The organism is Enterococcus sp. AZ084 (assembly GCF_051714905.1).
GTDB lineage: Bacteria > Bacillota > Bacilli > Lactobacillales > Enterococcaceae > Enterococcus_B > Enterococcus_B pernyi.
Window position 1 is genome coordinate 1,567,818 of the sequence record NZ_JBIOSS010000001.1, and the last position, 15,841, is coordinate 1,583,658.

The 15,841-nt window shown below is 38.3% G+C and carries 14 protein-coding genes and 1 riboswitch; of the genes, 1 reads left to right on the forward strand and 13 read right to left on the reverse strand.

What is annotated here, in order from left to right:
* Positions 1-16: 16 nt before the first annotated feature.
* The 5 genes from IGI79_RS07205 to IGI79_RS07225 form a co-directional block, all read right to left on the reverse strand.
* Positions 17-301 (reverse strand): hypothetical protein, encoded by a 285-nt coding sequence (locus IGI79_RS07205; RefSeq protein WP_066025039.1) that lies wholly within the window; start codon positions 299-301, stop codon positions 17-19.
* A 102-nt stretch (positions 302-403) separates the two neighbouring features.
* The gene (gene pbp4 / locus IGI79_RS07210; protein WP_438845786.1) at positions 404-2,437 is read right to left on the reverse strand and encodes a penicillin-binding protein PBP4(5); all 2,034 of its coding nucleotides are present in this window, start codon (positions 2,435-2,437) and stop codon (positions 404-406) included.
* A gap of 175 nt (positions 2,438-2,612) precedes the next feature.
* Complete coding sequence (locus IGI79_RS07215; protein WP_438845787.1) at positions 2,613-3,494, reverse strand: LCP family protein; 882 nt, start codon at positions 3,492-3,494, stop codon at positions 2,613-2,615.
* A gap of 319 nt (positions 3,495-3,813) precedes the next feature.
* A riboswitch (M-box (ykoK) riboswitch) is annotated at positions 3,814-3,980 on the reverse strand.
* Between the two features lie 163 nt (positions 3,981-4,143).
* Positions 4,144-4,758, reverse strand: a complete 615-nt coding sequence (locus IGI79_RS07220) for a flavin reductase family protein (protein WP_065096379.1) — start codon at positions 4,756-4,758, stop codon at positions 4,144-4,146.
* A 148-nt stretch (positions 4,759-4,906) separates the two neighbouring features.
* On the reverse strand, positions 4,907-6,250 hold the full coding sequence (locus tag IGI79_RS07225) for a lytic polysaccharide monooxygenase (protein ID WP_438845788.1): 1,344 nt from the start codon (positions 6,248-6,250) through the stop codon (positions 4,907-4,909).
* 439 nt (positions 6,251-6,689) lie between these two features.
* Here IGI79_RS07225 and IGI79_RS07230 point away from each other — a divergent pair, with 439 nt between their 5' ends.
* Positions 6,690-7,457, forward strand: a complete 768-nt coding sequence (locus tag IGI79_RS07230; RefSeq protein ID WP_438845789.1) for an ankyrin repeat domain-containing protein — start codon at positions 6,690-6,692, stop codon at positions 7,455-7,457.
* A 73-nt stretch (positions 7,458-7,530) separates the two neighbouring features.
* On the opposite strand, the gene IGI79_RS07235 is transcribed toward IGI79_RS07230, so the two are convergent.
* The 8 genes from IGI79_RS07235 to IGI79_RS07270 form a co-directional block, all read right to left on the reverse strand.
* Positions 7,531-9,084 (reverse strand): bifunctional metallophosphatase/5'-nucleotidase, encoded by a 1,554-nt coding sequence (locus tag IGI79_RS07235; RefSeq protein WP_438845790.1) that lies wholly within the window; start codon positions 9,082-9,084, stop codon positions 7,531-7,533.
* A gap of 22 nt (positions 9,085-9,106) precedes the next feature.
* Positions 9,107-10,390: an extracellular solute-binding protein gene (locus tag IGI79_RS07240; RefSeq protein ID WP_066025046.1), complete on the reverse strand. Its 1,284-nt coding sequence runs from the start codon at positions 10,388-10,390 to the stop codon at positions 9,107-9,109.
* A gap of 17 nt (positions 10,391-10,407) precedes the next feature.
* Positions 10,408-11,688, reverse strand: coding sequence for an MBL fold metallo-hydrolase (locus IGI79_RS07245; protein WP_438845791.1), 1,281 nt, complete (start codon positions 11,686-11,688; stop codon positions 10,408-10,410).
* Positions 11,672-12,490: a carbohydrate ABC transporter permease gene (locus IGI79_RS07250; protein ID WP_438845792.1), complete on the reverse strand. Its 819-nt coding sequence runs from the start codon at positions 12,488-12,490 to the stop codon at positions 11,672-11,674. The genes IGI79_RS07245 and IGI79_RS07250 overlap by 17 nt, the downstream gene beginning before the upstream one ends.
* Entirely contained in the window at positions 12,487-13,374 is an 888-nt protein-coding gene (locus tag IGI79_RS07255; RefSeq protein WP_438845793.1) for a carbohydrate ABC transporter permease, read from the reverse strand. Before IGI79_RS07255 ends, IGI79_RS07250 begins: the two co-directional genes overlap by 4 nt.
* Positions 13,374-14,444, reverse strand: coding sequence for an ABC transporter ATP-binding protein (locus tag IGI79_RS07260; RefSeq protein ID WP_438845794.1), 1,071 nt, complete (start codon positions 14,442-14,444; stop codon positions 13,374-13,376). The genes IGI79_RS07255 and IGI79_RS07260 overlap by 1 nt, the downstream gene beginning before the upstream one ends.
* Before the next feature lie 553 nt (positions 14,445-14,997).
* Positions 14,998-15,240, reverse strand: coding sequence for a GlsB/YeaQ/YmgE family stress response membrane protein (locus IGI79_RS07265; RefSeq protein ID WP_010735387.1), 243 nt, complete (start codon positions 15,238-15,240; stop codon positions 14,998-15,000).
* Between the two features lie 34 nt (positions 15,241-15,274).
* Positions 15,275-15,829: an Asp23/Gls24 family envelope stress response protein gene (locus tag IGI79_RS07270; RefSeq protein ID WP_010735386.1), complete on the reverse strand. Its 555-nt coding sequence runs from the start codon at positions 15,827-15,829 to the stop codon at positions 15,275-15,277.
* Positions 15,830-15,841 lie beyond the last annotated feature (12 nt).

Here is a 15,841-nt window from a genome sequence, read left to right on the forward strand (position 1 = left end):
AAGGCTCTATTTTTGATCAAATAATATGCTCTTTGCTATCGTTCCATAACTCTTCTGGCGAGTAATAATCATTTTCATTCAGAACAAGAGTGCCATCTGGTTGAATTTCAATGGTCGATCCTACCCAGGTTGTTTGTGAAGCCAATAAACTATTCTTTCTCTTGCCATTTTTCATCGAAAAAGCTTCTGCATGTTCTTTGGCTAAATGTGATTTTAAATATCTTGTTTCCCCATTATCAAATTGGATCTTCAACATGCTTGCTGCCATCTCCGCTTTTACTGCTCTTGGAACATCAGTCATCTTATCTCCTCCTCTTGTTATTTACACTCGTTTCTATAGACTAGTGTATCACTAGAAAAGGAAAATAACCAATGGTTTTGTATCCGATTTCACACTCTATGTTTATTGGTAAGTTTGGTTCAAATACTGCAATAAAGCAGGCGCTCGATTAGTGGCAGAATCGCCTTCTTCTCTGTTTTCTAACATGCTGATCACCAAGTAGCCATTTGTTTCAGGATTGATCGCATAAAGGAAACTGTTTTCTTGTCCTTTTTCATCCTGCTTTTCTTTGATTTCAGCTGTTCCTGTTTTCGCGGCAAGCGGAATGCCAAGTGCAGCTAAAGAATGTGCCGTTCCGTTAGGATCTTGCACAACATCGACTAAATCTGGCAAAATCGTTTGTACACTTGATTCACTGATCACATTTTTCTTATCTTTAGTTTCCTGATCCATGACTAATCGTGGATAAACTAAACTGCCATTATTTGCAAAAACACTATACATCGCAGCTTGTTGGATTGGATTGATCAATAATTGTCCTTGCCCATAGCCTGTATCTGCCAACAAAATCTCCGAATTGAATGAGTCTTCATTTGAGATCTGCGCAGGATTCATTTGGATCGGTAAATCAAGATCTTCACCAAAAATAAATTGATTCAGTCCTTTTCTAAAGGCTTCTTCCCCCATTTTCAATGTTTCTTGTGCCATATAGATATTATCAGAATAAACTAAAGCATTTTTCAAGTTGACTTGTGGTACATCACTGACACGTGTCACTTGGTAAGAACCCCAAGAGCTATCTTTTTGCCACTTCAATCCATTGATCGTTAAGACTTCATCTGGATTCAATGTTCCATTATCTAAGCCGATGGCTGCGGTGATCATTTTGAATGTTGAACCCGGCGCATAACCTGTCGCAAAACGACTGATAAATGGACGATTGGGGTCTTCTTCATATGCTTTGTAATCATCTTGGGAAATACCGTTCGTCATTTTATTTGGGTCATAACTAGGTGAACTGACAAGGGCCAACAAATCTCCAGTTTTAGGGGCTGTCGCCACAGTAGAACCTGGTTTTCCATCTAAGCTATCGAATGCCGTTTTTTGCGCATTAGCATCGATCGTCAACTGGATATCCTGTCCATTTTTTACTTCATGTTGGAGTAAGACCGCTTTTTCATTTCCTTCTTCATCTGTGACACTTAATTTCCCGCCGTTCGTACCTCTTAATTCTTTGTCGTAAGCCATTTCTAAGCCTGAACGCCCGATTTTTCCTGTGCTACTCAACTCAGGATTTTTCTCAATGTCTTCTGCGGTGATATCTCCTACGTAGCCAATCAATTGGGCAGCGGCTTCGCCTAGTGGATAATAACGACCGTCAACTTCTTGGATCGTTGCTCCATTGGGAAGTTCTGGTGTTTCCCCATCAATGATTTTTAAAGGAACAAAGTAATCCGGTTGGACCCAACCTTGAGAAATCGCTTGTTCTATACTGGCTTCCGTCAAATCGAATGCTTCAGCGATTGCTTTGATATTCGCTGATTTTTCCTCACCCTCACCTAATTTCGCAGGTACGACACCTAATTGTTTTAATTTCCCAGTTGTCGCTAACGGCTGTTTATTACGGTCCAAGATTTCGCCACGCGACGCTACATCTGTACTCAAGCTGACTTTATCTTGTCCTTCCATTTGCGGAAAAATCAAATTAGGTTGCCAATTGATTTTGGTTTGGTCTCCCTCTTTGGACAAGGTTCCTTCATATGCTAAGTCTTTCAATTCACCTAGCGTCGTATTCATTTTAGCTTTATACGTAAACTCATACGTATCATTCTCTTTTTTTGTCACGGATAAGTCTGAGAGTTTGATCCCTCTGATCTCTGCTGCACCGTAAATATTTTGATATTTTTCCAAAATATCTTGTTCAGTAAGATCACTATCTTTCTCTACTTGAAGTGATTTTACCGCTTCTTCATAATTTTCCTGATTCAGGGAGTCAATAAATCCTTCAATCGTTTGTTCTCCAGCTTTTACTGCTTGTTGTTCCTGAACGTGTTGATAATAAAAGAAGCCACCACCAGCTGCTGCAAGCAAGACGACGATTCCCGCTCCGATATAGATGCCGGTCGATTTTTTCTTTTGTCTGCCACTCCTCTTCATGTTTTGAATACCTCTCTTTATTAAAAGTACGAATCAAAGATATTTTAACACATGGAAGAGGAAATAGAACAGCAGCCCAAATGATTCTTAACCAGTACTGTTCTTATGTTAACTTTTTTTTAATCAAAATAAACCAGTTCGTTTTAGGAACTGGTTTATCAATAGGGTTATATGGTTATTTGTCCAAAAACTCGTGTATCGCTTGCTGATTTTTAGTCAAGTCGATTTCCAAGACACTACCAGCTGGTGTATGATCATTGAAGTCCCAACTTTTATCAACGGGCACGGACAATGTATCGATTTTCTTCTCGTCATCTAGGAAATCTAACCCACAATCTAACAGTACACTTTCCGGTAGGTTGGTTTGGATACTACCTAAAAGTTTGCCGATCGCCTTAGGTAATTTGATGATCGATGTAACATCTTTCAATTGACTGGCTACCGCCTCAACGACTTGTTGTTGTCTACGGATCCGTCCAAAATCACCTTCTTCGTCTTCACGAAAACGAGCATATTGCAGCAAGGTATTTCCGTCCATTGTTTGCTTTCCTTTTTTGATAGCTACCCCATCTAAATCCAAATCTTTTTCTGCATCGATCGTGACGCCATCTGGAAACAATTCATCGATACAATCAATAAAATCTTGAAACGTAATACTTGCATAATAAGGAGTCTCTAACTTGAAATTATCTTGTAAGGTTTGGTCCAATAAGTCGATACCACCATATGAATAGGCGGCATTGATCTTATTCATTCCATAACCAGGAATAGAGACGTAAGAATCTCTCATGATAGAAATCAATTTGGCTTGTTTGGTCTTTTGATCATATTGGGCGACCATCAAAGAATCAGAACGACCATTTTCTTCTTTTGATCGTGCATCAGAACCAATCAATGCTACATTGATGATCGGTGGAACATCTTGTGCATTGACTTTCTCAACTGTTGCAGATTGTTTCACTGAGGAGAACCCTTGGATAAATTCAAAAGAAAAAAAGCCAATGACCATTGCAAGCACTAACAAGATACTTAATACGATTTTTTGAAATGGTTTCATTCAGTTGCCTCTTCCTTTCAAACTCTTCTACTTGAAACGAGGACCTTTGTCTATTATGATGAATCAAGTAAAGAGTATATTCTCTTACATGTCTTTGGGTCGATTGAGCTGCAACTCGTCGACCTTTTTTGTTTGTCTCTCTGTTTTATTTCGTTCGGCATTCTTTGGAGTGAAACGAATACCTCTATTGATAAAATCAAATAGCTTGTTCCAGCGCATCCCCTTTCTTGTCCAGACACAAGTTAGGCAAAGCGAGCAAAAAAGGTAAAGAAAGCAAAAGAAAAGGTCAGAAACCTTTTCGAACAAGATTTCTGACCTAGCATCATCTCATCGTCCGAGTTTTAGCACTATACAACGTAAAGAACGTATTCTTAGCTATTGGAAAAAGCCTTAATCCGACAATTCCTGTTTGACCCATTGGCGTCTTTCGACGTTTCTGGGCAATAGCCTATGTTTGTATAGGAGCCTCACCTAACAAGGTTAGTACTTATTTGATTTTCACAAAATTTATCATATTCCTCTTCGCATCGATAATCAATAAAAAAAAGAATAAAATAACTAAATTAAACTTTATTTAATAAATGTAGGGCTACCATTTGATCCTTAAATCATTTTTACACTAGAAAAAACTGCGTTATCAGTCGGTCATTTATTCCGGACGTAATAAGCGAATGATCTCACCTAATTTACCGTAGTCGTTTCCTGCTAAGCGGCTGATTGGTTGTAACTGTTTCGGATCGATATAGCCTGTTTGTTCATCATAAACAGCTTCACTTATTTGATAAGTAGAAATTTGCAGTAAAAATAAATCAGCGGTTGTTTCTTGGCCTTTTTTGATCGGCACATGTTGGTATAGTGTCGTTTCAAAGGCAATACTTGCTTCATTGATTCTTGGGACGCTGATCGTATCGGATTCAGAAGTAGTGAAAGAGGTCAACGACAATTCACTTTCTTCGCTTGATAAGCTAGCAGCTGTCTGATTCGCATCTACAAGTATTCTTTCGTCTAGAACATGGATCACCGCTTCGTTTGTATCGATAAGATGTTTTGCTGTATCTTTCCACTCCCCATTTTTTCTTTGGATAGCTAAAGAAAGTATCGGCGGATTGGAACTGACGATATTAAAGTAACTAAATGGTGCTACATTGGTCACTCCTTTTGAAGACCTTGTCGCAACCACTGCCACCGGGCGAGGGATAACTGAGCCAATCAACAGTTTATAATTTTCTCTTTCTGTTAACTCTGAAGGTACTCGTTTGAACATTTGCTTTCCTACTTTCTGGTTGAATGATCATTCCTGATGATAGTCATGGTATCGGACAATCTCCTTCATTGTCAACTAAACGTTCTTATTGCAACCTTTGTTCACAAAAAACACCCAGCGCAGTTTCATGCGCTGAGTGTCAAATTGATTATTTCAAACGGAATAATGTTGGTGCTTGGTCAGGTGCCCAAGTAACATCACCAAAGTTGAAATGTGGAACAATAGTGATGTAGACTCTTCCATTGTGTCTTACTTCTTCATTCATCGAATAACGTTCTGGTGAAGCCATTGTACCTACTTTCCATTCACGGATTCCTTCGATTGTTTCATCTTGTTTCGTTGTCACTGATAAAGTGTTACTTGCATCTGAAACTTCGTCTGTTGTACTGATTGCACGTACCACGTATGAGTATGTTGTACCAGAAGCCAAGTTTTCATCTGTGTAGCTAGTAGATGGCGTTGAAGCCACTAACTGACCATTACGATAGATATCATATTGTTTGATACCTTGTGTATGGGTTGAAGCTCCCCACATCAATGACACGCTCGAAGTCGTTTCACCCATTGAATGTAAGTTTTTAGGAGCAGTTGGTTTTTCTTCAGCAGTTGTCGCTCTAGTTGTTACTGAAATCGCTGTTTTGTCAGATGTCAATCCAGTTTGGCTAACTGCTTCGATCTCATAGTTGTATGTTGTTTCTTCATTTAGTCCTGCATCTTTAAATTCTGGATCATTTGTATTACCAACTAATTCACCGTCACGGTAAACGTTGTATGATACAGTATTGGCTTGGCCATTCCATGCTAATTCTACAGAAGAAGCAGTCACATTTGCAGCACGTACATTTTGAGGTGCTTGTGGTTTCACAGGAATAGCTGAATCACCTTTCACATCAACATCAATCACGTTGTAGAATGCATTAGCTGTATCCGCTACATCCCAAATAGCTAAAATCACATGGTAACCTAAACGATCATTTGGTACGTTGATTGCGTGTGGTGTCGTTGTTGCTGGTGTTCCATTATGGTTGATCGTACCAATCAATTCAAAATCAGAACGTTCTAATTTATCGTTTGGATTCCAATCTGCTTTTGTCATGTAATAATGCCATTTTGTTGTTGCATGTCCAACAGTATAGCGCCATGTAAATAAGTTTGCTCCTTGATCGATCGATTGTTTTGTCCAAAGTGATGAAGTTTTTTGATCAAGATTGAAATCACCAAGTGAACCACCTGCTGATGCAATTTGTCCATCAGCTGGTCCAGCTTGAGGGTATCCTTTTAAGGCTTCTAAAGATTGAGGTTCGTTGATAACCGCTCCATATTTTTGGAAAGCAGCATTCCAGTTTGTGTCTCTGTCTAAATGTCCTTGGTACCCACGACTGATAGGAGACTGTACATATCCGTGTGCAGATGCTTCATTCCCACCAATTGCTAGACTTGCTCCAAATAAAATACTTGAGCATAAAATGGTTCCTAAAATTTGTTTTTTCATGTTTCCCTCCGTAATTAACGATTAATATAGATAACTTCAACTTTTTTCAAAAATTTCATATTATGTATTTGTTTTTGTTATCTTAAACTAAGAATAACAGACAAATATGTTTAAATCTAACCAGTTATTACCGCAAGCAAGGTAATAATAAATCACAAAAAAATGTTAAAACACCCTACAAAACGTTCTTTAAAAAAGATTTTATGGATGTATTTTAGTGTTGGAATAATTGAAAAAAATATTGATCGTCTCTATTCTTGATTTTTTATTATAAATCAGCAAATTTTTAACTATTAAAAATTTCGTTATTTCTTATTTATGAAAAAAACTATATCTATAACTATAATAACAACTTACCCCTTACTCTTTAGCTAGTGTAAGTTCATTCATTTGCGGTATCGATTGCTTCATCATATGATGATACAAAGGGGGAGTATTTATGAAAGCTTGGCTGATCGTGCCCTTTGCCGTTTTATTGTTTTCATTAACGGGTTGTGAAGAGCCACAGCAGATGACTGTTCCTGATCAAACGAAAAGGACTACTTCTACTGACGTCCAACCTACCACTGAAGAAACTAAACATTTGATCGAGGAAACGGAGGAATCGCTTATGAGTTACCCATCTGGCAGTTTATTAGCCGCAGTCGAAGACAACGATCGAAAGAAAGTTGAGGATATTTTACAAACAGAGTATTCAATTGATGAACAAAATGACAAAGGTGAGACACCTTTACTAATTGCCACACATCATGATTTTGTCAAGATTGCCAAACTTCTGATCGATCATGGTGCGTCAATCGACATCCAAGATGCGATTCAAGACAGCCCTTACCTTTACGCTGGAGCACAAGGAAAAACAGAGATCCTATCTTATATGTTGGAACAGCGTGAACCAAATCAAGCAATCGTCAATCGTTTTGGCGGTAATGCCTTGATTCCAGCAGCTGAAAAGGGCCATTTAGACAATGTGAAGCTCCTGTTAACCGACGCACGTGTGGACATCGACCATCAAAATAATTATGGTTATACCGCGTTGATTGAAGCAGTTGCTTTACGTGATGGCTCTGAAATCTATCAACAAATCGTTCAAGAACTGTTGAATCATGGCGCAGACAAAACGTTACGTGACAATCAAGGGAAAACTGCGGAAGATTACGCAAGAGAACTGGGATATACTGAGCTATTGGCACAACTATCTCAATCATAATATAAATATAAACGCTGAAAAAACTCCCTCAAATGCGGTGTACACGCATTTGAGGGAGTTTTTCATCCTATTTTTATTTGCCGATCACGTTGAAATTATGATTCACTTTTGCATCTATCACTTTTTTTCGTTTGAAATAGTCGGCAATCAATTCGGTCATATCGATTGGATATTCTTTTACGATCTTCTCCGCTGAAAACATCTTATAATTTCCACCACCAACTGCTCGATATTGATTGATCACCACTTCTAGTGGTTTATCTAAGGGAATCGGTTCCCCTTCTTTTTCAAAGCGCGTTACACGATGCCCGATGGGTTGATTTAAATCAATTGTGTAATTGATACCTTCATACATATCATAGTTATAATATTGAGGTTTGGGCTGGATATACTTCGGATCAAACGTAATTCCTTCATCGGTTGCCATTAAGTAACCAGCCGTTTGTTCGAGTGCTGCTTTCAGTTCTTGTCCCGTCACTCGTACAACAGCCAGAGTATTCGGGTAAATATAATTCGTAAGAATATGACGCATACTGACAGATTGTGGCAAACCAGTCACTTCATTATTGAATAAGGCTGTTCCTGAAATCTCTGCTCCAGTCGCATCCATCTGTATTCGATTGATCAATTCAATATATGGATGCTCATTGACTCTAGCTGCCATCGGATCAATAATCCGTAGATCCCCCAGCACTTCTCCCACTGGTTGGTCTAGCCACACATCTAATGCTTTTGAGACTGGTCCAACTTGTTCAAGAACACTAGGATCTGGAGAAGCCTCGTTCGTCGGATAAAGTTTACATGAGTGGTCTAAGACGATAAACTTGTTATCTTGCTTTTTGACAGTTAGTTTGATTACTCCTACAAAAGCCCCACGATATCCTGGTTGGATCACTGGTACACCATTGACGACTTCAGCAATTTCACGATGTTGATGCCCTGTGACTAATGCATCGATCCCAGGTACTTCTTGTAACAATTGACTTCCTTCGTTTTCACCAGTCATTGCTTCAGTCGGCTCGTTTGTTATTAGATCTTTTTCAAAACCACCATGGTATGCAACGACGACTAAATCTGCTAACTCACGTAATAATGGCACGTATTTTTTGGCCGTTTCCACAGCCGACACAAAGTGAAGATCCTTGATTGTTTCAGGATTTTCCCAGTTTGGGATATACTGGGTCACTAGTCCCAAGACCGCCACTTTGATCCCTTGTTTCTCAATGATCTGATACGGAGGTAAAACCGATTCCTGTTGATTCTTCCTTAACATATTGGCTACGACTATTGGGAAATCATAGGATTGGATTGCTTCATTCAAATAGTTCCAGCCATAATTAAATTCATGATTACCTAACACACCAACATCATAGTTCATGCCGTTTAGAAGCTTTGTTAACGTCGAGACAGAATACTCCGGTTGTTTTGCAACAAAATAACTAAGTGGCGAACCTTGGATAAAGTCACCGTTCTCAATCATGAATACCGGACCGCTCGCTGCTTGTCTTAATTCCTTCAGTTTTCCAGCTACCTTCGCCACACCAAATGGTTGTTCTAGGTCACTGGCATAATTCGTCGGCAGAACGTAGCCGTGCATGTCACTTGTTGCAAGGATCGTCACTTCCATTATTTCACCCTCTCAGTCGTTTTTATTGGTTCCAGGCATCTTCTAACTGCGGTACTGAATCTGTGATCAATTGATCTGTATCTTGATTTGTGTTAGCTAATATATTCTCCATGATCGTACGCATTTCGTTGAACGCATTGTCACTATTCTCCACGACTGGAATCGAGAACAATTCTTTCGTTGCCTCTTCTAACTGTCGTGGGACTTTTGTTTCCGATGAATTTTTGTAGTCATCACTTTCTAATACTGATTCGATCGTTGGCATATAGCCAGTCATGGTTGCCCAATACAATTGGTTTTCTGGCTCTGATAAGAATTTCATATATAAAAACGCTGCTGTCCGTTCTTCTGGTGTGGCACTACTGAACATGTAGAGATCCGTTCCTTGTTGTAAATTGATTTTTTCAGGGCGTGGAGCAACATCATACGTAAATACACCTTCCGTATCTTTCTTCACATATCCTTCTCCTGCAATCGATCCGATAAACATAGCTACTTTTTGATTGGCAAAAGGCCCTGATAAATAGTTGTCTGATCCCGCGATCCGGAAGTATCCATCTTTGACACCCTCCGCGTAATAGTTGATCAATTCTTTTGATTTGTCACTGGTCAAATCTAACTCTTTGTTAAATTCAACCCCTTTGTTTTCCATACCGATCGTATAATAGTTGTTCAAAGAATCAAAGCCGGCACCTACAACTTCGCCATCCGTTGCTTCATAAATCTTTTGGGATGCTTCTTTGAGTTCAGCGAATGTCGTTGGCACAGCGACATCATATTTTTCCAACATATCTTTGTTATAAAAGAGCATTTCAGTCGATTTATTAAAAGGAATACCGTACTGGACATCATCGATCTTGGCGCCATCCAGCAAAGAGGTACGAATCGCTTCTTGGTCTTGCCAACCAATCGTGTCATTATCGATCAATGGTTGGAGATCAACGAGCATCTCGTCTTGTGCAGCATCGTATAGCCAACCAGGATAAGCTTGAGTGATTGTTGGTAGATCTCCTGGTGACGGAAGAGTAGAGTTGATCTTTGCTTGTAGATCAGAATATTGGGCTTGGTTTTGTAATTCGACTTTGATAGTTGGGTTTGCTTTAACAAAATCATCAGTCATCTTTTGTAACGCTGTTTCTTGCGCACCGTTCATTGCATGCCAAAAGGTGATCGTCGTGTCTTCTGTTAGGTCAGTGACGATTTCTTCACTTGATGAAGAGGCGTTCGAGCCAGTGTTCCCACAAGCGCCTAAAGTCATCACAGCTGCTGATGCTACCAAAAACTTACTAATAGTTGTCCATTTCATTTTTCATTTTCCTCCAATTATAGTTGAATGGTTTCGCCTCTTTGTACTAATACTCTGCTTCCATATGGATTGTGCATACTCTCAGGTTTTAACGTATGGATTGGGACCAACATAGCTGGTTTTATCCGATCGATGATTTCTGCTAGATCCGCAGGTTTTGCATGACCTGATAATGATAACTGCTTAAACTCCACTTGTTGCTTTTCAAAAGATGCTCTAAAAATCGCGTACTGGGGATCAAACTCGCCTAATGGTTGGGCATCACTATGTATATACAGACCTCCTTTTTGTAATGAGTCAACCTTACCAACAAATTGCCAAAAATAATCTGTCGAATCTGCTAATAAAGTATCGTAAGAATACTCAAGTTGTGGATCTAATGTATCGATCCGCTCTTTCTTCTCAGCGTAGTAATAAGGGACTTCTCGTTTTGCGACTTTTTGTAAGAGTAAAGCCATTTCTGCTTCGACAACTACTTGTCGTGGGGAAGCATCGATCAAAGCTTCCCAGCGTTTGATGTTCGCTGGATAAAAATTGAAGGTCAATTGACGATTCTCGTTTTCTTGGATCAACTTCACCAGTTGCTCCGTCAGTCCTCTTTCGCTATCTGGTGATGTCACATGTTTCTTTTCTTTCTCTGGGAAACTAATGCTCACTCCTTCCAGCATCAATACATCGACCTTCTGTGCCGCTTCACAAAATTCTTCTGTCAAATGTCGGTCAAATCCATGAAGACGAAGGTCACCTGAATAAGCAATCAAAGCAGTTGGTGTTTCGATATGAAAGGCTGCTGCCCCATATGCATCATGATCCACAGGAAACAAACGTATCGTTATTTCGCCAATGTGAATATCTTGATCAGGCGCAATCGTTTTGATCATTCGTGTATTTCCTTCTATATAAGGCGAAGGCAACAAGAATGTCCCGTTACGATTTAAGCTTTCCAATAAATCTTTGGTCGGCTCTAATGTATATAAGGGGATTTTTGGATCAAGATAATTGATCATTTTTGTATGATCCAAGTGAACATGCGATAAAAATACTGCAGTATTTTTAAACTTAGTCTCTTGCTTTTGTATGGTCAATCGAGGATCATAAATATCAATTGCTGGAATAAATCCTACATCTAGTAAAGTTGGTAGCTCTTCATTTGGTAAGTTGATCTCAGGGTGATATTCTGTCCCAAAGTCAAAAAAGATTCTATCGTCCCCGTAAGCAACTTCAATGACTGTTCCACCAATCGTCATGAGCCCACTATGAAAGGTAATACTTGTTTTTTGATTAGCCTTTGATCCCATTTTTTGCCACTCCTCGGATGATTTCTTTTCTAAAAATAAAGTAAATAAGCACGATTGGTAATACGGTTAAGGTGGCTGCTGCTAATTGTAAGTGGACATCACTGCCACTTTCGCTCGTAAATGCAGATAAGCCATTGTTCAATAAGCGAAACCTTTTGTCATTTGTGACCAATAACGGCCATAAAAAGGAGTTCCAACTCGAAATGAAAGTCAAAATTCCTACTGTGACCAGCGCTGGCTTAGACATAGGAACAAGGATCTTTTTGATATATTCCATATCAGATGCGCCATCGATCTTAGCTGCTTGATAAAAGGAACGTGAAATACTTTTCAAGTAATTAGTCAAATAATAAATATAAAAAATACTCGTCAAAAACGGTAAGATCAAGGCAGTATAAGAGTTCAACAAGCCTAAACGTGCGATTGTATTATAATTCGTAAATATGATCGACTCGTATGGAATCATCAACAGAGAAATCAATCCTACCATCACTACTTTCTTGTAGCGAAATTCCAAAGTTGCTAAAGCAAATGCTGCTAACAGTGAAGTGATAACGGTTGCCAATGTGGTTACTAACGATACAAATGACGTGTTGATGAAGTATTGGATAAATGGCGCTTTTTCAAATACCGCGAAATAATTCACCCATTGAAAGGAATCAGGTATAACAGTTGGTGGAATACTTGTCGCTTCCCGATACGTCATCAATCCACCGAGTATCATATAGATAAATGGAAACACAGTAATGATTCCTAGGAGTGTCAAAAATAAGAGTGAGAGCAATGTAACGATTTTTTTCATCTTTGTCTCCCCACTTTCTTCAAAATCAACTGTTGGAAAAAAGTAATACTTAGAATAAGCAAGAATAAAACAAGTGTTGCTGCCATAGCTAGACCTGGTCTACCTGCAACGTGGAACTTATCATAAATGTAAAATACTGCGGTCATCGCACTTTTTGCAATTCCAGCTTGACCACCAAACAGTGCATAAACTTGCGTGTAGATTTTAAATGCGCCAATCAAATTGACTGTTAAGAGAAACGTCAATGTAGGAAGCAATTGGGGCAAAGTGATCTGTAAAAAAATCTCCCATTCATTTGCGCCAAACATTTTCGCGATCTTGTAATGCTCTTTGTCAATGTTACGGAATCCCGCTAATAATATGATGATATTGAAAGCTAGACTTGTCCAAATACCAAAGAGGATCAAAGTCGGCATACTCATTGACACACTATCTAACCAATTCACGCGGGGAAGCCCAACAAACTCGAGTAAATAATTGATGAGTCCGTATGATCCGTTGAAAAAATAGCGAAAAACAATACCGATCGCTATCGTACTCGTGACATAGGGCATAAAAAAAATCGCTTCAAAAAATGACTTATACTTTACCTTTTCAAAAATCACCCACGCAATTGCTAATGAAAGAATCAAAGCAATTGGTACGACGGTAAAACTGTAGAAAGCAGTATTTTTCAATGCGCGAAAAAATACCGGATCATTAAACAACCGTTGATAATTCTCAACTCCTGCAAAGCGAGGATTGATCAATGTCCCTTTTTGAAAGCTCATAAAAAAAGCTCGAAAAAGCGGATAAATATTGAATACGAAAATTGCAAGTAATGCTGGAAGCAAAAAATACCAAGCCTTTAGCTGATTTTCAGAGTTATAATTCTTCTTTCCCATCAATAGATCCTCTCTCCATCAAGACTGAATAAGAACACTTTAGGATAAGCCAAATTAAACGTAACCTCAGTTCCTTCAGTAATCTCATTTTCCACTCGTACAATCGACTTTACTCGCTCTCCTGCAAGTTCAAAGTGTAAAATCCGTTCACGACCGATCAACTCAACACTTTGAATCTTCCCTTTCAAAGGACCATTATCGCTTGGAAAGATATCTTCAGGACGCATACCTAAGTAATATTTACCATTTGTGATTGATTTTTTGAAACGCTCTTCGATAAAATGAGAAAGTGGTAAATCAAATGACGCATGTTTGACCCGATCATCGATGACTTCAATCGGTAAAAAATTAATAATTGGATTACCAATGAATTTCGCAACGAATAAATTTTCTGGCTCTAAATAGAGATTTTGAGGATCATCTTCTTGTTGTATCTTGCCATCTTCCAACAAGATGATTTTGTCACTGATCGATAGAGCTTCTTCTTGATCGTGGGTGACAAAAATCGTCGTGATCCCCACTTCTTTTACTAACCTGCGAATTTCTTCACGGATCTTCAAGCGAAGTCGAGCATCGAGATTACTTAAAGGTTCATCCAATAATAAGACTTCTGGTTCTTGTACTAAGGCTCTCGTGATGGCTACTCGTTGTTGTTGCCCACCAGATAAAGTCCCAGGTTTCTTGTTCTGCAACTCTTTGATATTGGTTAAATCCATATATTTTTCAGCAATCACTTTTGCTTCGCCTTTTTTCTTTTTATTATTCCCAACTAATAAAGGAAACATGATGTTCTCTAAGACAGTCATGTGTGGATACAACGCGTAATTTTGAAAAACAAAGCCAATATTACGATCTTTAGGTTCTGTTTTTATGACCGATTGCCCGTTAAAACGAATATCGCCATCTGTCGGTTGTAATAGTCCTGCGATGAGGTTCAACATCGTTGATTTACCACAGCCACTAGGGCCTAAAAGACAAACAAGTTCTCCTCTTTCAATCGCAAAATCTACTTGCTTCAATGCTTCAAAGCCATTATCAAAAGTTTTCTGTAATCCGATCACCTCAATCATAAGTGACCCTCCGCTCTTCCTTATATTTTTTATGACAGTTGTTTTCTTTCACATCTTCATCTTAACGTTCGAATATTTAGATTACATATATTATTTGTAAATATCTTGAAAATATTCTTAACTCCTAGTTTTTATGTTTGTTTTATTGTAAAAAATTGAAATCAACGTTATAAAATGATGCTTATAAAAACTCTTCATATAATATTTCAATAAAAGGATAACAAAGAAAAAATGCTTTATCTATAGCAATATTTAACGTCAAGACGAGAAATAACAGTTATCTATCAGTTAAACCTCGAAGATTGCTGCGGAATAAGCATTTTGTTATTTTTTTAATATCAAAAAAATCGTAGTTCACATATTGTTTTTATGATAAACACTGAATTCAAGTGAATTAACCGATTGATAAAAGACAAACAACGAATATTCGAAAATATGTACAAACAAACAGACCACAAAGAGTTAGAATAAAAACTACTCTTTGTGGTCTGTTAGAATGTTTAGTCGATCTCTTTCTTGATCAGATCATTACATCTGAGTAAGCGTCCTTTGCTTAAAGCTTACGTGCAAAGAATGAAACGATCAATACTAAAATGATTGCTCCGATAAGTGATGGTACGATTGCCATTCCACCGATCACTGGACCCCAAGTACCTAAAAGTGCTTGACCAATAGCTGATCCAACTAGACCTGCGATCACATTCGCAATGATTCCCATTGAAGAACCTTTATTTGTGATTGCTCCTGCAATTGCTCCGATAATACCACCAACGATTAATGACCAAATAAATCCCATGATTATTTCCTCCTAAAATTCTATAAAATTAAGTTTATTGTACGCGTGGTTCATTGTTTTCTTTTACTTTTTGCGCACCTTTGCCAACAGCTGATTTTGCTTTGTCAGTTTGTTTTGAAGCAAATTGACCAGTTGATTTTGCTGCATCAGTTACTTTATCTTGTACTGTTTCTTGATCTTTTTCGTATTCTGCTTGTGTTTTGATGTCAACAACATTTACGTTAACTTCGATCACATCAAGATGAGTCATTTCATTTACTTCTGTGCTGATCAATTCTTTGATTTGATCATAAATGTTTTCGATATCTTTTCCATATTCAACAACTACATCTAAATCAACAGCAACTTGTTTTTTACCAACTTCTGCGTTAATTCCAGCAGTCACGTTATCTGTATTGACTAATTTTTCAGCAATATTTGAGAAAAATCCGCCATCAAGAGTCAACAAACCGTCAACGTCTTTCAATGCGTAACCAATGATTTTTTGAATGACTTTGTCTTCATAAGTCAATTCACCTTTTGCTGTAGTATCAGCAACTGGATTTGTACCTGTAGTAGTGTTCACGTTTTTGAAATCTTTGTTTTCCATATTAAATTCCTC